Source organism: Flavobacterium rhamnosi (assembly GCF_048286515.1).
Taxonomy (GTDB): domain Bacteria; phylum Bacteroidota; class Bacteroidia; order Flavobacteriales; family Flavobacteriaceae; genus Flavobacterium.
In genome coordinates, this window is the sequence record NZ_JBLVPS010000002.1 from 179,913 (window position 1) to 201,614 (window position 21,702).

16 protein-coding genes are annotated in these 21,702 nt (G+C 36.1%); 1 reads left to right on the forward strand and 15 read right to left on the reverse strand.

Translation table 11 applies throughout. The features are described from left to right. Window positions 1–2: 2 nt before the first annotated feature. From ACNQGN_RS02415 to ACNQGN_RS02445, 7 genes are all read right to left on the reverse strand, one after another. Window positions 3–1,631 (reverse strand): glycoside hydrolase family 43 protein, encoded by a 1,629-nt coding sequence (locus ACNQGN_RS02415; RefSeq protein WP_417986257.1) that lies wholly within the window; start codon window positions 1,629–1,631, stop codon window positions 3–5. An 80-nt stretch (window positions 1,632–1,711) separates the two neighbouring features. Continuing rightward, window positions 1,712–2,947 carry a glycoside hydrolase family 88/105 protein gene (locus ACNQGN_RS02420; RefSeq protein ID WP_417986258.1) on the reverse strand — a complete coding sequence of 412 codons (1,236 nt, stop codon included), beginning with the start codon at window positions 2,945–2,947 and terminating at the stop codon, window positions 1,712–1,714. A gap of 51 nt (window positions 2,948–2,998) precedes the next feature. Then, window positions 2,999–4,390: a glycoside hydrolase family 88/105 protein gene (locus tag ACNQGN_RS02425; protein ID WP_417986259.1), complete on the reverse strand. Its 1,392-nt coding sequence runs from the start codon at window positions 4,388–4,390 to the stop codon at window positions 2,999–3,001. Window positions 4,391–4,396: 6 nt separating this feature from the next. Next, window positions 4,397–5,362, reverse strand: a complete 966-nt coding sequence (locus tag ACNQGN_RS02430; protein ID WP_417986260.1) for a DUF4861 family protein — start codon at window positions 5,360–5,362, stop codon at window positions 4,397–4,399. Between the two features lie 132 nt (window positions 5,363–5,494). Next, entirely contained in the window at window positions 5,495–7,096 is a 1,602-nt protein-coding gene (locus ACNQGN_RS02435) for a RagB/SusD family nutrient uptake outer membrane protein (protein ID WP_417986261.1), read from the reverse strand. Between the two features lie 11 nt (window positions 7,097–7,107). Beyond that, entirely contained in the window at window positions 7,108–10,224 is a 3,117-nt protein-coding gene (locus tag ACNQGN_RS02440) for a SusC/RagA family TonB-linked outer membrane protein (protein ID WP_417986262.1), read from the reverse strand. A gap of 61 nt (window positions 10,225–10,285) precedes the next feature. Next, window positions 10,286–11,725, reverse strand: a complete 1,440-nt coding sequence (locus ACNQGN_RS02445) for a glycoside hydrolase family 28 protein (RefSeq protein WP_417986263.1) — start codon at window positions 11,723–11,725, stop codon at window positions 10,286–10,288. 327 nt (window positions 11,726–12,052) lie between these two features. Between ACNQGN_RS02445 and ACNQGN_RS02450 the strand changes: the two genes are divergently transcribed. Continuing rightward, window positions 12,053–13,084 (forward strand): LacI family DNA-binding transcriptional regulator, encoded by a 1,032-nt coding sequence (locus ACNQGN_RS02450; RefSeq protein ID WP_417986264.1) that lies wholly within the window; start codon window positions 12,053–12,055, stop codon window positions 13,082–13,084. 66 nt (window positions 13,085–13,150) lie between these two features. Here ACNQGN_RS02450 and ACNQGN_RS02455 read toward each other — a convergent pair whose 3' ends face one another. The 8 genes from ACNQGN_RS02455 to kduI all read right to left on the reverse strand — a co-directional run bounded on the left by ACNQGN_RS02455 (window position 13,151) and on the right by kduI (window position 21,465). Further along, window positions 13,151–14,767 (reverse strand): UxaA family hydrolase, encoded by a 1,617-nt coding sequence (locus tag ACNQGN_RS02455; protein ID WP_417986265.1) that lies wholly within the window; start codon window positions 14,765–14,767, stop codon window positions 13,151–13,153. Between the two features lie 8 nt (window positions 14,768–14,775). After that, on the reverse strand, window positions 14,776–16,242 hold the full coding sequence (locus ACNQGN_RS02460) for a tagaturonate reductase (protein ID WP_417986266.1): 1,467 nt from the start codon (window positions 16,240–16,242) through the stop codon (window positions 14,776–14,778). A gap of 68 nt (window positions 16,243–16,310) precedes the next feature. Beyond that, window positions 16,311–16,982, reverse strand: coding sequence for a bifunctional 4-hydroxy-2-oxoglutarate aldolase/2-dehydro-3-deoxy-phosphogluconate aldolase (locus tag ACNQGN_RS02465; protein WP_417986267.1), 672 nt, complete (start codon window positions 16,980–16,982; stop codon window positions 16,311–16,313). A 10-nt stretch (window positions 16,983–16,992) separates the two neighbouring features. Further along, window positions 16,993–18,015: a PfkB family carbohydrate kinase gene (locus ACNQGN_RS02470; protein ID WP_417986268.1), complete on the reverse strand. Its 1,023-nt coding sequence runs from the start codon at window positions 18,013–18,015 to the stop codon at window positions 16,993–16,995. A gap of 11 nt (window positions 18,016–18,026) precedes the next feature. Next, window positions 18,027–18,386: a cupin domain-containing protein gene (locus ACNQGN_RS02475; protein ID WP_417986269.1), complete on the reverse strand. Its 360-nt coding sequence runs from the start codon at window positions 18,384–18,386 to the stop codon at window positions 18,027–18,029. Window positions 18,387–18,418: 32 nt separating this feature from the next. Next, complete coding sequence (gene uxaC, locus ACNQGN_RS02480; RefSeq protein ID WP_417986270.1) at window positions 18,419–19,819, reverse strand: glucuronate isomerase; 1,401 nt, start codon at window positions 19,817–19,819, stop codon at window positions 18,419–18,421. Between the two features lie 17 nt (window positions 19,820–19,836). Next, window positions 19,837–20,622, reverse strand: coding sequence for a gluconate 5-dehydrogenase (locus ACNQGN_RS02485; protein ID WP_417986271.1), 786 nt, complete (start codon window positions 20,620–20,622; stop codon window positions 19,837–19,839). 6 nt (window positions 20,623–20,628) lie between these two features. Further along, window positions 20,629–21,465: a 5-dehydro-4-deoxy-D-glucuronate isomerase gene (gene kduI, locus ACNQGN_RS02490; protein ID WP_417986272.1), complete on the reverse strand. Its 837-nt coding sequence runs from the start codon at window positions 21,463–21,465 to the stop codon at window positions 20,629–20,631. Between the last annotated feature and the right edge of the window lie 237 nt (window positions 21,466–21,702).

Consider the following 21,702-nt stretch of genomic DNA (forward strand, 5'->3'; position numbering starts at 1 on the left):
TTTTATTTATTTATTCTGATCCAATCAATACTTACACTTCCGGCATCATTTATTATTCCGTTTCTAAGGGCTAAAAAACCAAATTTTGCTCCAATCCATTTGCCTTCCTTTGCCGTAAAATCATTACCTATGGTAGTGTATTTTTTACCATCCTCGCTATAAAAGAAAGTACACAATCCAGCTGCTCTTACTTTTACCTGAAGATAAAAGGTGTTGTCTTTTAACTTAAGCGGTTCATTTTCTGTCTCGACTCCTTTTTTATCTGCATTTTTACAAACCACTTGAGACAAATAGAGTTCGCCTGATGATCGTTTTACTTTCAAATAGCTATAGTCAAGCCCCATTACTAAAAGCCCTGTTTGCTCTTCATCAAAACGGGCATTAAAAGTCATTTTTGCAGTAGCTGTAAATTCTTCGGCAGGAAATTTTTGCAATAATAAATTCCCGACATCAAATAAATTGGTTCCTTCTTTTGGCATTGGACGACAATACATTGTATAAAAGCCCATCTGCGAAGGAAACCCCCAATAAACCTGAGGATTAGCATGCCATTGCCATTGCGGGCCTAACGTAGCAGTAGTAAACTCGTCTGATTCCTTTGGAGTTACAATAGGATACGTTTTTCCAACAGTGGGTTTTTTATAGACTAGTACCGGTTCACCTGTACCGTCTCCATCTTTATCACTACCTATTACTGGCCAGTTGTTTACCCATTTCATAGGTTGCAGGTGCACGATTCTTCCGTATGCCCCTTTATCCTGAAAATGAAAAAACCAATCTTCTCCGGTTTGTGTTTGTACCCAAGCTCCCTGATGTGGGCCATTAATGTTTGTTTTCCCCTGGTCCAGCACCTTTTTCTTTTCGTATGGACCCCAAATATTTTTTGCTCTTAATACGGTTTGCCATCCTGTAGCGACTCCTCCCGCGGGAGCAAAAACATAATAATAGCCATTATGCTTGTATAATTTTGGCCCTTCAATTGTTGACTCGCCATCATGTCCGTCAATAATCATAGCATCATCATCGTTTGCGACCGTTCCCTCAGCATTTAAAGTACAAATAGCTAACAGACTTTTGATTCCTGCTCTGCTTCCTGCAAAAGCAAAAGCAAGATACACTTTGCCATCATCGTCCCACAACGGTGTCGGATCAATCAAACCTTTCCCTTCTTTCACCAAAATTGGTTTGGACCAAACTCCTTTCGGATCTTTTGTCTTAACCATATAAATTCCATAATCCGGATCTGGATAATAAATATACAATTCGTTATTATGGTATCTTATGCAAGGTGCCCATACTCCATTTCCATGCTGTGGTTTGTCAAACACATCAAAAGGGGACTGTTTTGGAAGCGCATAATTTATCAATTCCCAATTTACCAAATCTTTAGAATGCAGAATAGGTAAGCCTGGTATGCAATTAAAAGAAGAGGATGTCATATAATAATCATCTCCTACCCTAACAACATCCGGATCAGAATAATCTGCATGCAGGATTGGATTTTTATAGGTCCCGTCTCCAGTATCAGATACCCATACCGATGCATTTCCATTGCTAATTTTTGCTTGTCCAAAAACGAGTTGATTTGGACTAAACATTAAAAAACCGGTAATAATCAGTATCAACCTCATGGGTAAAAAAATTAGTAGGAATGTGCTATTGGTATTTAAAACGACGTTTATCATTCTACACCTAATGGTGTACGCTGGTTCTATTTATTCAACTCTAATGCAGCTAATATAAATGGTCCTGTCGCTTTAGGATCATTATCCTTTTTTCTTTCGTTTACATAATATTCGTATGATCCGTCTCGGTAAGGATTTCCGCCAAGTCCTGCAACGGCACATGCCTGAGTAATATTAATTTCACCATCTGGCTCAACTTGAATCAACTGAGTTGTTAATCCATCAAAAGCTTTAACGGCAACTGTTTTAAATTTCTTTGGCAAATAGCCTTTGTTTACCCCTTTTGCTAAAGCATAAGCAAACATTGAAGTTCCTGATGATTCCAAGTAATTTCCTTCTCTATCCCCCATATCAGTTACCTGATACCACAAGCCTGATTTATGTTGGAATTTCACTAAGGCACTGGCAACAGTATTCAAATATCCAATTAACTCTTTTCGTTTTGGATGGTTCTCCGGAAAGTAATCCAAAGCATCTACCAAAGCCATTGCATACCAGCCAATTGATCTTGACCAGAAATTAGGCGAAGTTCCTGTTGTTTTATTCGCCCATGGCATTTGCTTGCTTTCATCCCAGGCATGGTACAACAATCCTGTTTTTTTATCAGTGGCATGCAATTGAATTAATTCAAATTGTTTTGCAATGTCCTCCAGTTTTGCTCCATTTTCATAAGTAACTGTATATTCTGCATAGAAGGGCTCACCCATATACAATCCATCCAGCCACATTTGGTTTGGGTATATTTTTTTATGCCAAAATCCTCCACTTGCCGTTCTTGGTTGTTCTACCAATTGCTTTCTCAACGTTTGCATTGCAGTTAAGTAGCGTTTGTCCTTAGTGGTAGTGTACAAATTGAATAATAATCGTCCTGCAACGATCATATCAATATTGTACGCATCCATTTTATATGTTTTTATGGTTCCGTCGGCATCGATCAGGGCATCTGCGTAGCTTTTGATATAATCGTAATATTTACTGTTACCTTTTTCCTTATAGAGTTGTTCAAATGAAGTTAAAACTAAACCGTGCACATAATCCCAATGTGGGGCCTTGGCATCATCTATCCTATACGATTCCGGATGGCGCTTCATAATAGAAAGTGCCATTCGTTCTGACCATTTCAATTTATCTGAAATCACCAGCTCTTTCTTACCATCAACTGATTTCAGATCTGTATGCGAAATGGTTTTACAACTTACAAATAGTAATGCCACCAGTAAGCTCATCGCTGTAAAACAATTAGTTCTAAGAATATTTTTCATATGTGTTTCTGTATTTTAGTATTAGTATTATTTTTCAAAAAAAAAAATGGTTTATTTATCCAATTCGATCGCTGCTAAAAGAAAAGAGCCTAACCCATGAGAATTATCCACTTTAATCTTTTCACTCATATAGTACTCGTACGAACCATCTCTGTATGGATTTCCACCAAGTCCCGCACTGGCACAAACCTGAGTAATATGAATCTCCCCATTACCATCAACTTTTATCAGTTTACTTGTCAAACCATTAAAACCTTTAGTAGCTACAGCTTTAAATTTGGAAGGCAAATAGCCTTTGTTTACCCCTTTTGCAATGGCATACACCAGCATAGATGATCCTGAAGCTTCTAAATAATTCCCTGCTCTGGTTTGTAAATCCGGAACCTGATACCATAATCCTGAAGCATCTTGATATTTAGCAGCCCCAACAGTTAATTCATTTAAATACCCTATTAATTCTTTTTGTTTAGGATGGTCTTTTGGGAAATAATCCAACACATCAACCAATGCCATTGCATACCATCCCAAAGCCCTTAACCAAACATGAGGTGCCGTCCCTGTCGCTGGGTTTGCCCAGGCCATTTGCTTGCTTTCGTCCCAGGCATGAAAATACAAACCTGTTTTTTTATCAAAAGTATGGTCGTGAAGAAGTTCAAACTGATGTGCAACATCATTCAATTTTTCTCCATTTTCAAATTTCGCAGTATATCTTGCGTAAAATGGCTGTCCCATGTACAAACCATCCAACCACATTTGGTTGGGGTAGATTCTTTTATGCCAAAATCCCCCAGATGGAGTTCTAGGGTGATCTAGAAATTGTCTTCTTAATGTTTTTAATGCTGTAAAATACTTCTGATCCTGTGTAGTATCGTACAGATTAAAAAGTATTTTCCCTGCATTAATAAAATCAATATTATGATCTTGCGGGTTAAAATTTTGAAATGATCCGGTATTGTCAATCAATTTATCAGCATACCCTTTTATATAATCGAAATATTTTTTATCGTTGGTTTTAGCGTATAATTTTTCATACCCGGTCAAAATCATCCCAATTTTATAATCCCATTTTGGTTTTTCATGATTATCAATCTGCCAGGCTTCAGGATGACGTTTCATAATTGACAATGCCATTCGCTCGGACCATTTTAGTTGATCTGAAATAACCAATTCTTCTTTAGCCAATGATTTTACCGGCTCTTGTGAAATGCTTTTACAACTTACACAAACCAATCCTACCAATAGGATGCACGATAAAAATCTGTTTCTAAAAAACAATGATGAATCATCCTGAAACTGGAGGAAAGCCTCAGGTCTTAGTTTGCCGTTTCCAAGTAAAAATGGTCGCTGCAAACTAGGATAATTAATTAAAAGCAGATTTTTATCGTGTACCCAATTTAGTAGTCGTCTTAAATAAAACCCTGTTTTGTTAGTAGTACTTTTCATTTAAAATTATATTTTATTCTTAGTATTCAGTTCCTCTAATTTTTGATCTAAATAAGAGACAAAGGCTTCCTTTGTTTTAATCCCGTTTGGTTCTTGTTCCCAAGCCCCTAAAAAATAAAACGATGTCGGTGTTGTTCTTGGTTTAAAAACCAAAAGATAATCAAATTCCGCATCAACTACATTTTCTATGGTATTGGTTTCATAAAAAATTGCCATTCCTAACTTATCCGGAACCAAAGATTGGGCTCCATACGTAGCCAGGTAAGCCCACTTTTTGTTTTTACTTACTTTTTTAAGTAATTCTGTATTTTTTTGTTTTACGATTCCCGTACAAATCCCTGCTATTTCTTTTGATGGCTGAATGGTATGTTTGGTATAACGCTGGTCGGGTTTAATGATCAATTCGGATGTGAAATCAATTTTGTCAGAAGCTGTTTTCCAGCCATAATAATTCACTTTTACACTAGAACTATTGGCTTTATTTTCTACTTTGGCAATTGTTGAATCAACGGCATAAAAGTGTAATCTTTCTTTATTAAGATACCGATCGATAGAACCAACTCCGATTCCCTTTCCTGCTTTAAGAACATCAGCTCCCCAGGCACTCATTTCATGATACGAATCAAAATTATCCTGTCCCACTTGTGGCAAAACTATTGCTTCGGTCTTTTTTCCAAAAATATCAATTGCATTTCTCCAATCGAGATACAGGCGATACCCTATTTTATTGCTTTCCCAACCCGGTCCTTCATATCGAATGTCGAAAGAATGATCGGTATGCTCCGGAGCAAGCTTTACACTTTGAACATTTTTAAAAGTACCACCAATGTACTTGCGGCCTTCCCATTTACCTCCTTCTTTTACAGAAATCTCGGCATAAGTCTTAGCTGTTGTTGCTACTTGTTTTTCTTGTGGTTTACAAGAAAATTGACATACCAATACTAATGCAGCAATGCTTTTAATTGTTTTCATTTTATGTTCTATTAGAATTATTCGCTTATTGTACTACTACAATTAAATTTCCTTATTATTAAAAATAGGAGCTTGACAAACCAATCAAGCCCCTATAAAAACAAAAAAATCTAACCAAATTAATTTTACTCTTTAGTACGCAGGATTTTGCGGATATGCTTTATTTTGATTTAAATCCAAAGCGCTTTGTGGTATTGGTCTTAAAATTTTAAGAGCACCATTTGCGCCGTTAAAATTAACCGGGTCAACTAAATAATTGTATAAAGAAGTTCTTTCTACTAATTTTCCAGTACGTTTTAGATCAAACCAACGGTGGTACTCTCCTAATGTTTCTCTGGCACTTTCATCCAGAATATAGTCAATAGTAAACTCTCCCAAGGTTGCATCTGCAACACCAGCTCTTTTTCTCACTTCATTCAAACGCGCTAAACCTGTTGCAGGATTAGTATGCAGATACGCTTCGGCTGCTATTAAATAAGTTTCACCAAGTCGCGATAAAACAATATCTCTAGTACTGGTCTTGTAACCAAAAGGAGCTTTTGGATCATCAAACTTACGAACCGGAATTGTTCCATAATCAAGACTGACTACCCCAGCACCGTACGTGCCATAATTATGATATATTACACCTGGATGAGCAGCAATATAAGCCGTTTTTTCAGCTGGAGTAATCCATTTTGGTGCATAATAATGAAACACTTTTAATGTCGATTTATCAGCAACATCATAAAAGTCAAAATATCGTGTATAAGATTCATCCATAAAAGTAGCTTTCCATCTTGTATCGTCCTGAGAATACAAACCTATTGCGAAGTCTGTAGGACATAAAGTATAGGTTCTTGAAGGTGCTTTGGTCGCAACCTCGGAACCTCCTTGATAAGGTCCGAAAAAACTAGTTTGAGAATTTCCTAAAGACTGAGGATTTGTGCTCACAGAACCCGGTGCATATTGTACCGAGAAAATTACTTCTTTATTCATATCATTTCCAGGTGTCCATAAATCCTTATAGGCAATGGTCAAAGCCTGACTTGCAATGGCAGCGTCAGCATAAGTTGCCGCTGTAGCAAAATCAGTAGGTTTCCCAAAGGTCTCGTAGGCTCTGGTCAAATATACTTTTGCTAACAAATCCTGCACTGCTCTTTTGTTAACTCTTCCTGTGTAAGCAGCTGTGCTCACTAAATCAAGTGATCCTTCCAATTCTGCAATGATGAAAGTATATATTTCCTCGGCTGTATTTCTTTCAAAAAACAATTGAGGTGTTTTAAAATAATCGGTAACCAAACTAACCCCACCATAAGTTTGCACTAATAGAAAATAAGAATTGGCACGTAGATATCTAACTTCTCCAATACGATTGTTTAATGTAGCACTTGGTTCTGTAAGCGTCGAATAATACATTGCTATGTTTGCTTTTTGAATAGCCGCAAAGCATTTATTGTACAAATAATCTACCCCTTGTGATGCAGGGTTCAACTCGGTGTATTTACTCAAACCTTCCGGCTCCGGAGTTCTACCTGCTGCATAAAGGTCAGTTCCGGCACAAAACAACCAAATTTCATTCCCGTAAATCTCTCTTAATTGAGAATAATTCGCATTTATTAAAGCCTCATACCCTGTAGCGGTTAAATATTCCGCATCTGCATCTGCAGATCCTCTGTTGTCTTCCTCAATAGCGTCACTACAAGAAGTAAAAGTCGTTATAAGTATTCCTAAAATTATTATTATTTTTTTCATCTTGTTTTTTTTTAAAATTTAACACTTAATCCCAATTGGTAAGTAACTGAAGCTGTACGCCCAAGTCCTAGAGAAGCATCAGCCCATTCCGGATCGTAACCATCATACTTTGTAAATACAAATGGATTCAAAACATTTCCATAAATTCTAAAGTTCTTAATTTTCAATTTTTTAAGTAACTCTGCATCTAATGTATAGCCAAGTGCAATATTTTTTATTTTCACGAACGAAGCGTCTTTATAAAATGCCATGTTAGATCCCCAATACGCTCCCTCATTACGTGGTTGCGGATTTGTATTTGAAACTTGTGCAGGAAGACCAGCACCATTAGCAGGAACATACCAATCAGCAAGATCTGATTTTTGACGACCTCTATCATTTACATCGGCAAAGTTGTCATGAAATTGACTTAACATCAAAACGCCTTGGTTTGTAATAGCAGAAATGGACAAATCAAAATTCCCAACTTTCAAATTAGAATTGATGCTTCCTGCCCATTCCGGAGTAGCATTTCCTAAAATCGTTCTGTCATTAATAGGATCTATTTTACCATCTCCATTTAAATCTTTTACTCTGGCCTGACCTTCTTTTTGGTTAAAAGCAGCTGCTTCAGCTTTTTGATCAGCTTGCCAAATACCATCAAAAACATAGTTGTAAATTGAATTTATATTCTCACCAATAAACAAATTGTTTCCAATATCATCTACTTCTTTTTGATTGTATAATGACACTAATTTATTTACGTTTTTAGTAAACGAGAAAGTAGTTTCCCAAGTTACATTTTTGGTTTTAACGTTTAAAGTCGTTAAAAGGATTTCTATTCCTTTATTGCTTACTGAACCTACGTTAGCATAAGTTGATTCCCAACCTGATTCTTTTGCTAAAGTTTGTTTGAAAATCAAATCTTCAGATAATCTGTCGTATACATCAACACTACCGGTTATTCTATTGTTTAGAAAACCATAGTCGATACCGAAATTTAATTCTCTTGTTTTTTCCCATGTTAAAGCACTATTTGATAAAGTAGCTGCTAACCAACCATTCGCGTTAGCCCCGTTGTAATCATAAAATGTTTGTTGATTCAAGACATTCAATGTTGAATAAGGATCTACAGTATCATTTCCGGTATACCCAATACTTGCTCTTGCTTTTAATTCAGAAACAAAACCACTATTTTTCAGGAATGATTCTTCTTTAACTTTCCATGCTAATGCCACAGAAGGGAAAGAACTCCATTTATTTCCTGCAGACAATACAGACGAACCATCCCATCTGTTTGATGCGGTCAATAAATATTTGTCTAGAAAAGCATAATTTAAACGTACGGCATAAGAACTTAAGGTGTTTTTACTAAAACCTGATGCTACGTTATAAGTTGACTGCTCTCCTGAACCAAGATTGTAAAAACTGGTGTCAAAAGGCTGATTCTTAGAACTTAGAAAAGAAGTCTCATCTTCGTTAGAGTAAAAACTTTGAAGTCCTAAGAAGTTAAAACTATGATCGTCTTTAATATTGTATTTTATATTAAATTGATTATCCCATGTATAATTGAAGTTTTTGAAATTTGAAATTTCCGAAGAAGGCAATCTTTTATTGATAAGACCTACGTTTGTTAAACCTCCCCAAGCCTTTCCTCTTCTATAATCTTCAATACCCGCAGAAAAAGTTGTTTTGAACGAAAGCCACTCTAAAGGCTTGTATTCCATAAACAAACTTCCAATAGTTTTCCATCTTCTTATTTCATCCGAAGAATTGGCAATTTCTATTAGCGGATTAATTGTACTTGTTTTATCGATTTGCGAAACTCCCGCAGGGTTTAACAATTTTCCTGGCTGTAAATACAATTCTCCGATTATTTCATTTCCACTTGCATCAACTGCCCATGGAGACAAAAATGGATTTAGTCTAAATGCTTCTGTCATCGCATCAGCACTTCCTAATTCTTCATCCGTCATTGCTATCGATAAATTAACCCCTGTTGAAAATTTAGTATTTATAACATGGTTTAATCCTGCTTTGAAACTGTATTTATCAATCGACTCATGATCCACATTTCCTGTTTCACTTTGCAAACCTAATCCTAAATTATACGACATCCCGTTATCTGAACGTCCCGAAACAGATAAATAGTTATTCTGAGTCATACCGCTTTTCAGTACGGCATCATACCAATCAAAAGTATTGTTTTCCGCTGCTCTTCTTTTTAATAAAGGGCTATGCGTTGATATTACATTCGCCTCCAACTGAGCCGGAGTAATTGCCAAAGGATTATTTAAATTAATCGTACCTAAAAAAGCAGATTGATGATAATACCACCATTTTTCACCGCTCATCATTCTAGGCAATCTTGCTACCTCTTTAGTACCATACGAAGTATCATACGAAACTGTTAAACCTGATTTAGCACTTGCCCCACTTTTAGTAGTAACGATAATAACCCCACTTGCACCTCTAGATCCATAAATTGCTGCAGAAGAAGCATCCTTTAAAACGTCTATTCTGGCAATATCCTGTGGATTTAAAAAGTCAATACCATCTGTTGGCACTCCATCGACCACATACAATGGTTTTGAACCATTAAGTGAGTTAGACCCTCTAATAATTACGTCAAAACCGTCACCAATTCGTCCCGTTTTAGATGTAATCTGAACCCCTGGCATACTTCCTTGAATTGCTTCTACAGGACTCGTAACATTTCGTTGCGTTATAGCCTCTGAACTGATCGTATTTACAGAACCCGTAAGATCCTTTTTCTTTACCGTACCATATCCCACTACAACAACTTCTTGCAATGTTTGTGATTCGTCTTTAAGTGCCACTTTTATATTTTTTCTCCCCGAGGCATTAATTTCCTGGGTCTGAAAACCCATATAACTTACGACCAAAACCGCATTTGGATTCGAAGTTTTCAGTGAAAAATTTCCGTCAATATCAGTAGCAACATTATTTTGAGTCCCTTTTTCAAGAATATTTACTCCTGGTATAGTCAGACCAGCAGCATCAGTAATAGTACCACTAATGGTTGAAGCTTGCTGGGCGTACATTTTACCGCCTAGAAGCATGTTCATCAATAGAAAAAAGGCAAAACAATGCTTTAGGCCTTTTTGAAACAAATGATTGTAATTCATAATTTAAATGTTTAAATGGTTAATTGGTTATTATGTAGGTTATTAAATGGGGTAATTGTTCTTAATTTTTTGGACTTTCTACAAGTGATCCGTTGGCATAGGTGTCGATTAATTGGAGACCTTCTACATTTTCAATAGAATAAGCTGCACCGACCTTATCTATTTTTACGTTTTTAAACAGTATATTTTTAATGGGAGCTTCTTTATAGCCTTTGGCCAGAATTCCATACTCCCCGCCGTTTTTAACCTTTATGTTTTCAAGGAAAACATTTTGCACTCTAGGAATAAAACTTCCCGATTGTCCTCCGTATACATTGTAAAACATATCTATTATTAAAACAGACTCTTTTACCTGACCTATATCTAAATTTCTTACGTAAACGTTCTCCACCAATCCTCCTCTTTTAGAGTTTGATTTTATTCTGATTGCGCGATCTAAATTTGGGCTATCCATAACACAGTTTTCCACAAAGACATTTCGCACACCTGCAGATATTTCACTACCCATAACAACACCGCCATGGCCATCGATCATTTTGCAATTCTGAACTATAATATTTTCACTTTTTATCGCTACACGTCTACCATCAGCGTCTCTTCCGGATTTGATAGCTATACAGTCATCACCGGTATTGAATGTGCAATTTTTTATAATTACATTTCTTGAATATTCCGGATCGCAGCCGTCATTATTAGGACCATGACTTTCAACCGTAACACCATCTACAATAATATTGGACGACTTAATAGGATGGATCACCCAAAACGGGGCATTAATAATTTTCACATCCTTTAACAACATATTTGTACATTCAAAAAATTCTATAAAATTTGGTCTCAAATAATGTCCTTCTCCAAAAACTCTTTCAGAAACAGGAACTCCTTCTTCTGCCATATCAACCAGGCGGATACGATTAAGCGCATCATTCTGACTAGGCATTCCGGTTTTCCAACCGTATCTTTTACTTCCGCACCAAGGCCACCATGTCTCATTATTTGCCTGCCCGTTTAAGATTCCTTTTCCTGTTACAGCCACATTCGTTTTCTTGTAAGCATATAGTAGTGGGGAATAATTCATTAATTCTGTTCCTTCAAATGAGGTATGAACAATTGGATAATCAGCCGCATTCGTACTAAATAAAATTTCTGCGCCTTCTTCCAAATGAAGGTTTATATTATTTTCTAAATGTATAGGGCCTGTTAAAAATTTTCCGGATGGAACCAAAACTTTCCCTCCTCCATTTTCAGCACAAATTTGAATTGCTTTTTTAAATGCTTGGGTATTATCAAAAACGCCACCACCCTGAGCTCCAAAATCAGTAATTAAATAGGTTTTATTTTTAAATGAAGGTTCTTGTATACTGTCAATTACTTTTTCTATCGCTTTCCAGGCAGCATTAGTTGCTATCCCTTTTTGCTGCTGAGCGCCACAGGAAAGAAAAAACACTGAAAACAAAATCAGCGAAAGCATGTTTCTTATTAAAAAAAAGTTTTTTGACATTTGATTTTATTTAAATTCCTAAATTAATTGTATTCGTTTTTTCTTCAAAAGAATTAAATCATGCAATCGATTACACAAACGTAAATATTAATTTTCAATTATCCAAAATAAAATGAAAAAAAATATTATTATTGTAAAAAAAAACACATATTAATACATTTACCATAATAATAATGAACATAAGCAGCATTATTGGTACTCGTTATTTACTAAAAACCCTATAAATACGCCTAAGAACTAAAATTTAGGACAATCGATAACATTAATCAATAACAGAAAGAAAAAAAACATTAATTTTGACTAACATTTAATAAACATTAATTCATAGTGAGTAAGAAAACAACGATTTACGACATTGCAAAAAAACTCGATACAACTGCCGCTACGGTTTCTCGAGCTTTAAATAATAATCCTAAAATAAGTGACATTACCCGTAAACTTGTTTTAGAAACGGCGGCACAAATGAACTACAAACAAAATAAACTTGCTGTAGCATTGCAAAGTGGAAAAAGCGGCAATATTGGCGTTATTGTTCCCCGTATCGACAGCAATTTCTTTGCTTCCGTTATTAGAGGAATTGAAGATGAATTACAACCTAAAGGATATCATGTGATTATATGCCAGACACATGAAGACGAGAAAAGGGAAATCGAAAATATAAACACGCTCTTGAACGCACAGGTAGACGGCATTTTAATGTCTGCTTCCAATGTTTCTAAAGACAATAATGCCATTATTAAAAGAGTAATTGATAAAAACGTGCCATTAATCTTTTTTGACAGAAAGAAAAATGTTGATGGTGTCAGTTCTGTTACCATAAACGATTTTGAAGGAGGATATTTAGCCACCAAACACCTTATCGAGGAAGGATGCACTAAGATTGCCCATTTAACAGGCGATCGCTCTTTAGAGATCTACGAAAATAGAAATAATGGCTATAAACAAGCACTACTTGATAATGGGATCGAATTCAATGAGAATTATGTAATGCAGACAAAAAGTAGTGTGGAAGCCGGAAGACAGGCTATGCAGGAATTATTACAATTAGAAGATCCGCCAAATGCGCTGTTTTCCTCAAGTGATTTTGCTGCCTTAGGAGCGATACAGGAACTAAAAGCACAAAACATAAGAATTCCGGAAGACTTTTGTGTTTTTGGATTCGGTAACGAGCCTTTTACAAAATTCATGGAACTTTCCATATCTTCTGTTGACCAGTCGCCATTGGAAATGGGGAAAATGGCCGCAACAGTATTTCTGGAACAACTCGATAATCCCAAAAACCTGAAAATTGAGAAAAAGGTAGTATTGAATCCTGAATTGCACATTCGAAAATCATCTTCAAGACATGCACTTCAATAGGTACAAAAAAAGGTGTGAAGCACTTAAACTTCACACCTTTTTTGTCCTTAACAAATGATTATTTCTTTACAAAGAAACCCCTCTTTTCCAAGGAATAAAATCATTCTGATTTAAAATAGCCGCCTTGGTTTTGATAGTTCCACTCGCAACATTTATAATAAATTCCAGCATTTCATCTGCCATTTCATCTATTGATTTTTCTCCTGTAATAATTCCACCGGTATCGATATCAATAATATCTGACATTTTTTTAGCCAATTCCGTATTTGAAGAAACTTTAATAACTGGCGCAATTGGATTTCCGGTCGGAGTTCCTAAGCCAGTGGTAAACAAGACCATGTTTGCTCCTGAACCTACCATTGCAGTTGTACATTCCACATCATTACCCGGAGTACATAGTAAATTTAAACCTGGTTTTGAAATGTATTCTCCATAATCTGAAACGCCAACAATTGGTGATGTACCTCCTTTTTTGGCAGCACCGGCAGATTTCATCGCATCGGTAATTAATCCGTCTTTAATATTCCCTGGTGAAGGGTTCATATCAAATCCAGAACCAGCGTCAACTACGGTCTTTTCATACCATTGCATTAACTCTAAGAAACGTTTACCACCTTCATCTTCAACACAACGGTTTACCAATTCCTGCTCTACTCCGCATAATTCCGGAAACTCAGAAAGAATGGTAGTTCCCCCTAATGCCGTAAGCAAATCGGAAGTTACTCCCAGTGTTGGGTTAGCAGAAATTCCAGAGAATCCATCTGATCCACCACATTCTAAACCAATCTTTAACTTAGACAATGGCGCAGGTGTTCTCTCTATCTGATTTGCTTTTTTAATAGCTTCAAATGAATCTTTTACAACGCTGCTTAACATCGCCTCAATAGTCCCTATTTGTTGCTGATCATAAATCAAAACTGGTTTTGTACTTGTTGGATTTATCTCGTTTAAAGCATCTTTGAATATTTGGATCTGCAAGTTTTGACATCCCAAACTCAAAACGGTAGCTCCCGCCACATTTGGATTGTTTACATAACCTGCCAAAAGTTTTGCCAAACTATGGGAATCCTGACGAATTCCTCCACATCCACCTTGATGCGTTATGAATTTTACTTCAATATTTTTAAATAAGTCCGTATCATTTTCTTTGGTATCCACTCCGGAAACACCACTTTCAGTACTTACTAAAGAGCGAAGTAAAAGTTGGTAATCATTCACTTTTTGCTTCAATAATTCTTTTTCAAAAATATCTTTTAAGATTTCGATATTTCTGTTTTCACAAAACACCAGTGGAAAAAACAACCAGACATTCTCCGTACCAACTTGCCCATCTTCTCTGTGATATCCTTGAAAAGTTCTGTCTTTCCATTTATCTACATTAGGAACTGTCCAACCGATAGTTTCTGTTTTTCCAGTTACTTTATCACTTTCATGCTTCACATTTGATGTTGAAAGCAATCCTCCTTTTTCAATTCTGGCACTCGCTTTACCTACTAAAACACCATACATAATAATCCTGTCTCCTACGTTAAAAGGATTCATTGCAATCTTATGTTTTGCTTTCACATCAGTCTCCACAGTGATTGCTTCTCCTTCAAAGGTAATTACCTCACCAGCCGTAAGATTCACTAAGGCTACTGCAACATTATCTGAAGGGTTTACTTTTATTAATTTTTTTTGCATGATTCTAATTATATTATGATTGACTTATTTTCATATTGTTTGTTAAAATTAACAAACCCCTGTTCAATTCCATTGTTCTCAATTTCATTTAACGCTACAACCAAAGCCGCAGACAAACCGTTTACTTTTGATAAATCTTCACCCCAAAAATCAGTGTTTTGAAGCGTTTGCTGAACTACCTGTTCGCTATTTCCAGATTTCCAGATTTCCTGGAAAAACGTTGTAATATCACTGCTGTCATCCACTGGCAATATTTGCCCTTTCCAAGATCCCTGATAAAAACGAATCAGACAAGCAAATGCAAAAGTTAAATGAGCTGGTACTTTGTCGTATTTTGAAATATACCCTAAAACACTTGGCAACACTCTTACTTTAAATTTTGAAATAGAATTCAAAGCAATACTTGATAAATTATGTTTGATGAAAGGATTTCTGAAACGGTCTAAAACTTCCTCAGCAAAACTGTCCAATTCCGCCTTATCCATTGCAATAGTTTCATTAATCTCATCAAAAATGGCTTTATTGATAAAACCTCCTGTAAAGGAATTGTCTATAGTTTCTTTAACTGTTTCATTGCCATATAGTAGCGAAAACGGAACCATGGCTGTATGTGCACCATTCAGGATTCTTACTTTTCGAGTCCTGTATGGTTGCATATCGGCAACAATTTTTACATCCAGATTTGTTTTATGGAATGGCAATTTTTCTTTCAAAGCTGCTCCACCTTCAATTACCCAAAGGAAAAAAGTTTCGGCAGTAACAATTAAATTGTCAGTATAATCCAGTTGTTTATTGTATTCGTCAATTTCAGTTCTTGGGTATCCAGGTACAATTCTGTCAACTAATGTGTTGTGAAAAGTATTGCTCTCCAGTATCCAGGTTTTAAAACCTGCTTCCAGTTTCCAATCGTCACTATATTTCAGGATAATTTCCTTTAAGGTATCTGCATTGTTATTAATCAATTCACATGGAATGATAGCAAGCCCCTTTGTCGCATCTCCATTAAAATGTTTGAATCTTTCATGTAAAAGAACAGTCAATTTTGCAGGATAAGAACTTGGTGGTTGCATTGTAGGAGTATCACTGCTTACATAAGCTATCCCCGATTCGGTTGTATTTGAAATAATAAATGCCAATTCTTCCTCTTTGGCTAAGGCCAAATAAGCACTGAAGTCAGTATAGGGATTAATCCCGCTTACCAGATTGGTAATTAACTTTTTTTCTTGAATTTCCTGACCTTTTGTCAACCCTTTCATAAACAAAGTATACAATCCGTCCTGGTCGTTCAGCATATTTACCATTCCGTTCTCAATAGGCTGTACCACTGCAATACCGGCATTAAAATCCACCGTGTCGTTCAGCTCCTGAAAAGCGTAATCTATAAAAGCTCTTAAAAAATTACCTTCTCCAAACTGAACAACTTTAACGGGAAGTTTATTCTCTAATCCTAAATTTTTTCTATTTAATTTTTCCATTTTATATTTAAATAATTCGGTTTATATCTTTTTTTATTTCGAACAAATTGTAGTGCACAAGTGTTCTTTTATTTATTTCGGATTCTAGCTATTGTAGCTAGAGTTTCGTGCACTTTCAGCCTCAGTCCGTTATAATCTTTATTGGCCAGGATTTCATTTGAAATAAGCTGAGATCCAATTCCCACACAGGTAACACCTGCGTCAAACCATCCTTTTAGATTTTCTTCCGAGGTCGAAACACCTCCTGTTGGCATGATGCTGGTCCAGGGACAAGGCCCTTTTATTGCTTTTATAAAATTAGGCCCATAGATGTCTCCAGGAAATAATTTTACAATCTCACACCCTAACTCTTCTGCTCTGGCAATCTCGGTAAGGGAACCACAGCCCGGAGACCACAATACTTTTCGACGGTTACAGGCAATCGCAATATCTTCTCTTAAAACCGGGGTAACTATAAAATTTGCCCCCAATTGCATATACAGTGAAGCTGCCCCTGCATCCGTTATAGAACCAACCCCCAGGATCATTCCCGGTAATTCCGCTAATGCATATTTATTAAGCGCTCCAAAAATTTCAAAAGCAAAATCACCTCTACTGGTAAATTCCATTAGACGTGCTCCGCCATCATAACAGGCTTTTACAATTTTTTTTCCCAATTCAACATCGGTATGAAAAAACAAAGGAACCATCCCTGTTGCTGCCATCACATTTGCTACTTCTATTCTTGAATATTTTGCCATAATTTTTTATTTATCTTGATACTAATCCGGCGCCGTCGCCATCCAGCATATTTTCAACTTCTTTTAAGGTAACTAAATTGTAATCTCCTGCTATCGTATGCTTTAAACAACAAGCTGCAACTGCAAAATCCAGTGCTCTCTGATTATCGTTTGAAAATTCCAATAAGCCATAAATTAATCCACCCATAAATGCATCTCCACTACCGACACGGTCTACCACGGGAGTAACTTCTTTTACAGCTGCATTATAAATGGTTTTTCCGTCAAATAAAATACCTCCGATTCTTTGATGCGAAGCACTGACAGAATAACGCAGGGTAGTAGCGGCTGTTTTTAAGTTTGGACACAATTCAAACAACTTAGTATACAAAACAGGAAGTGTTTTTTCATCCTGATAATTCGGATTTACTTTCGCTTCTCCTAACATAAAATAAGCCGTATCGATATCTCCTAATATAACATTACTGTATTTTAACAGCTCCGGCATAACAGCACTTGGCGTTTTACCATATTGCCATAATTTAGATCTGTAATTGAGATCGCATGAAATCGTTAATCCTAACTGATGCGCTATTTTAACCGCTTCTAAACAGGCTTCAGCTGCACTCTCGGATATAGCCGGGGTAATACCACTCCAATGAAACCAGGTAGCTCCTTCTAAAACTTTTTCCCAATCAATTGCTCCCTTTTCAATGGTCGCCATAGCACTATGAGCGCGATCATACACCACATTACTACCTCTGGTTCCTGCACCCGTTTCAAGAAAATAGATCCCTAAACGTTCTCCCCCAAAAATTACATTTTTGGATTCTACGTTCATTTTTCGCATTTCTTTTAATGCGCAAGCACCGATTTCATTATCGGGAAGTCTGGTTACAAACTCCGCATTTACACCATAATTAGCTAAAGAAACAGCCACATTAAACTCACCTCCACCATAGGAAGCCGTAAATGCTTTTGCTTGCTCAAAACGCAAATGTCTTTCTGTTGAAAGGCGTAACATTATTTCGCCAAAAGAGACTACTTTATTCATTATATATAAAATTAAATATTTGTCAATTTCATAAAATCTTCTCTTATAGGACTAAATACGTCTATAAGAATCCCCTCTTCCAGGCAAACAACACCGTGCATTGCATTAGAAGGAATATAAAAGGAATCTCCTTTTTTTAATACTTTTTTTTCATCAGCAATGGTTACTTCAAATGCACCAGCGCCAATATGAGTAACCTGAGTGTGATGGTGATTGTGCAAAGTACCTATTGCGCCACTATCAAATTTAACAATAACCATCATAATCCTATCATCAAATCCTACTATTTGACGTTGCACACCTTCACCTACAACTTCCCACTGTGTTTCGTCTTCTTTAAAAAAAAGATTGCTTTTTGCTAAATAGGTCATGATCCGGATACAATTTATGGTTCTTTAACTAATTAAAATTTGAAATACTCCTTGGCATTGTTATAACTAATATCGGAAACCATCTTACCAATCCATTCCATGTCATTTGGAAGCTCGCCTCTTTTAATTTCATCTCCTAAAAGATTACAGAGAATACGTCTAAAATATTCATGTCTTGGGAAAGATAAAAAGCTTCTTGAATCGGTCAGCATTCCAATAAAACAACTAATCAATCCCATATTAGAAAGTGCATTTAATTGTTTGGTCATTCCATCTTTCTGGTCTAAAAACCACCAGCCAGATCCAAATTGTACTTTCCCTTTTACGCTTCCATCATTAAAATTTCCAATCATGGTAGCCATTACTTCATTATCAGCAGGGTTTAGATTGTAAATAATTGTCTTTGTCAATTTATCTTTACTATCCAAAGCATTTAAAAAACCTGATAATTTTTGAGCCTGTGGATAATCTCCAATAGAATCCCATCCCGTATCAGGACCTAAAATCCTGTGCATACGAGCATTATTATTTCGCAGCGCTCCTAAATGAAACTGCTGAACCCATCCATATTCATGGTAAGTTTCACTTAAAAACAATAAAATAGCACTTTGAAACTTTAAAGCTTCACCAGTACTAACTTCCTTATTTTCTCTTTTCTTTTTGAATATTGCATTTACTTCACTTTCGGTAAAGTTTTCAAAATAAATCTGATCCAATCCATGGTCGCAAAGTTTGCAGCCATTTTTATCAAAATATTCAATTCTGTTTTTTAAAGCAGTACACAAATCAGTATAGGAACTAATTGCAATACCCGCCACTTCACCTAAAGTATCGATATAAGAATTATACCCGTCATTTGAAATCAAAATAGCTTTATCTGGTCTAAAAGCAGTGCTAACTTTAGTTTCAAAAGAACTTTTCGCCAATTGTTGGTGGTATTCCAATGTATCTATTGGATCCTCAGTGGTACATACAAATTCCGCATTTACTTTTCTTAGCAAATTCTGAGTGCTATAAGCAGGAGAATTTATTTTTTCTGAAGCTTCAAGGTATATTTTTTCCGCCGATTTTTCGTTTAATAAATCATAAATGTCAAAATAACGTGCCAATTCCAGATGCGTCCAATGGTACAACGGATTACGCATCGTATAAGGAACTGTTTTTGCCCAGTTCATAAACTTATCTTTATCGGAACCATTACCCGTGATAAATTGCTCATTTATCCCCAAAGTACGCATTGCACGCCATTTGTAATGATCCCCATTTATCCACACCTTTGTAATAGTATCGAAAATTGTATTTTCAGCAATATGTTGCGGTGATAAGTGGTTATGATAATCTATAATAGGCTGATTTTTAGAATAATTATGATATAATTCTTCAGCGTATTTATTCTCTAATAAAAAATTGTCGTTTATAAATGTTGTAGCCATTCTAAATTTTTAAAATATTAATCCTCGTTTGAAGGTTTCCCAATGGTAGCTAAAATTCCACCATCAACATATACAATTTGTCCATTAACAAAATCACTCGCTTTCGATGCTAAAAAGACAGCAGCACCTGCTAAATCTTCCGGATTGCCCCAACGCGCAGCTGGTGTTCTGCTAATTATAAATTCATTAAACGGATGCCCGTCAACACGAATAGGTTCGGTTTGTGTTGTTGCAAAATAACCCGGACCAATTCCATTCACCTGAACATTATATTTAGCCCATTCTGTAGCCAAATTTCGGGTAAGCATCTTCAATCCTCCTTTTGCAGCAGCATAGGCCGAAACACTGTTTCGCCCCAATTCACTCATCATCGAGCAAATGTTTATTATTTTCCCTTCTTGTCGCTCAATCATTTGCTTGGCAACCAACTGTGACATAATAAAAGGTCCTACTAAATCTACATCTATCACTTTCCTGAAATCACTAACAGGCATTGTAATTGCCAACTCTCGCTTAATAATCCCAGCGTTATTAACCAGTATGTGAATAGCTCCTAATTCTTTTGTAATCAATGCTATGTTTTCTGCCGCTGCTACTTCATCAGTCACATCAAACAAATAACCAGACACGGTGTATCCTTTGCTTTTATAATAGCGTAGGGCTTCTTCCATTTTTGCCGGAGTTGTCCCTGTAATTACAAGTTCCGCTCCTGCAATTGCCAATCCTTCCGCCATTGCCAGTCCCAAACCATGAGTTCCTCCGGTTATGAGCGCTCTTTTTCCTTTTAAATCGAATAAATCCATAGTTCCTTATCTTAATTCATTAGGTGCAAAAATATCCATGTCGCCATAATCTAAATTCTCTCCCGCCATTCCCCATATAAAAGAATAGTTTGACGTCCCGGCACCTGAGTGAATAGACCATTCAGGAGACAAAACGGCTTGGTGATTTTGCATAAAAACATGTCTTGTATTTTGGGGCTCCCCCATAAAATGACAAATCGTCTGTGGCTCTTCTATGTCAAAATAGAAGTAGGCTTCCATACGTCGGTTGTGTGTGTGAGCCGGCATGGTGTTCCATACATTCCCTGGTAACAATTCGGTAAGTCCCATTTGCAACTGACAGGTCTCCACTATACTATTAACAATCAGTTTGTTTAATACTCTTCTATTGGCTGTTTTTTCCTCTCCCAACTGAATCACTTCAGCATCCTCTTTTCCGATCTTTTTGTTTGGGAATTTTTTATGTGCCGGGGCCGAATTAATGTAAAATAAAGCCTGCTCCCCTTTTGCACTTGAAAAAAGAACTTCCTTGCATCCCTGACCTACATAAAGCGCTTCTTTTTTATCTAAATCATAGTCCACACCATCAACCGTAACGGTACCGCTTCCTCCTACATTTATAATCCCTAATTCTCTTCTGTCTAAAAAGTTTTCAGACTTCAAATATGGAATTGTTTCTAATTTCAAACTCCCCTCTACAGGCATTATACCACCAACAATATACCTATCATACATAGAATAAGTCAGTTGTATTTCATTGGCAACGAATAGATTTTCAATTAAAAATTGTTCTCTCAATTCGTTTGTTCCATATTTCTTTACGTCTGTAGGATTCGAGGCGTATCTAAAAGAAAAATTTGTCATATTAAAATAGTTTATGTAATCGATTGCACAAATATACTTTTTAATTGTAATACTTTATATTTTTTTCATAAAAAAAATGTTACAACTGTAAAAAAAATAACACAATTAGTTTCATTTGACAAAAAATAAAGGATTTTTTTTACAATCATGAGGTAAAACACCGCAACTGACACGTAATAATCAATATCCTAAATAGTCTTGCCCAAAATTCCAACTATGCATCCAAAACTGCTTATT

Bases quoted from the DNA above. Each gene is read 5' to 3' on its own strand.
- ACNQGN_RS02420 (WP_417986258.1), bottom strand. From the start codon at position 2,947: ATGAAAAATATTCTTAGAACTAATTGTTTTACAGCGATGAGCTTACTG.
- ACNQGN_RS02425 (WP_417986259.1), bottom strand. From the start codon at position 4,390: ATGAAAAGTACTACTAACAAAACAGGGTTTTATTTAAGACGACTACTA.
- ACNQGN_RS02465 (WP_417986267.1), bottom strand. From the start codon at position 16,982: ATGGCAAAATATTCAAGAATAGAAGTAGCAAATGTGATGGCAGCAACA.
- ACNQGN_RS02470 (WP_417986268.1), bottom strand. From the start codon at position 18,015: ATGAATAAAGTAGTCTCTTTTGGCGAAATAATGTTACGCCTTTCAACA.
- kduI (WP_417986272.1), bottom strand. From the start codon at position 21,465: ATGACAAATTTTTCTTTTAGATACGCCTCGAATCCTACAGACGTAAAG.
- ACNQGN_RS02455 (WP_417986265.1), bottom strand. From the start codon at position 14,767: ATGCAAAAAAAATTAATAAAAGTAAACCCTTCAGATAATGTTGCAGTA.
- ACNQGN_RS02415 (WP_417986257.1), bottom strand. From the start codon at position 1,631: ATGAGGTTGATACTGATTATTACCGGTTTTTTAATGTTTAGTCCAAAT.
- ACNQGN_RS02445 (WP_417986263.1), bottom strand. From the start codon at position 11,725: ATGTCAAAAAACTTTTTTTTAATAAGAAACATGCTTTCGCTGATTTTG.
- ACNQGN_RS02435 (WP_417986261.1), bottom strand. From the start codon at position 7,096: ATGAAAAAAATAATAATAATTTTAGGAATACTTATAACGACTTTTACT.
- ACNQGN_RS02475 (WP_417986269.1), bottom strand. From the start codon at position 18,386: ATGACCTATTTAGCAAAAAGCAATCTTTTTTTTAAAGAAGACGAAACA.
- ACNQGN_RS02485 (WP_417986271.1), bottom strand. From the start codon at position 20,622: ATGGATTTATTCGATTTAAAAGGAAAAAGAGCGCTCATAACCGGAGGA.
- ACNQGN_RS02460 (WP_417986266.1), bottom strand. From the start codon at position 16,242: ATGGAAAAATTAAATAGAAAAAATTTAGGATTAGAGAATAAACTTCCC.
- uxaC (WP_417986270.1), bottom strand. From the start codon at position 19,819: ATGGCTACAACATTTATAAACGACAATTTTTTATTAGAGAATAAATAC.
- ACNQGN_RS02430 (WP_417986260.1), bottom strand. From the start codon at position 5,362: ATGAAAACAATTAAAAGCATTGCTGCATTAGTATTGGTATGTCAATTT.
- ACNQGN_RS02440 (WP_417986262.1), bottom strand. From the start codon at position 10,224: ATGAATTACAATCATTTGTTTCAAAAAGGCCTAAAGCATTGTTTTGCC.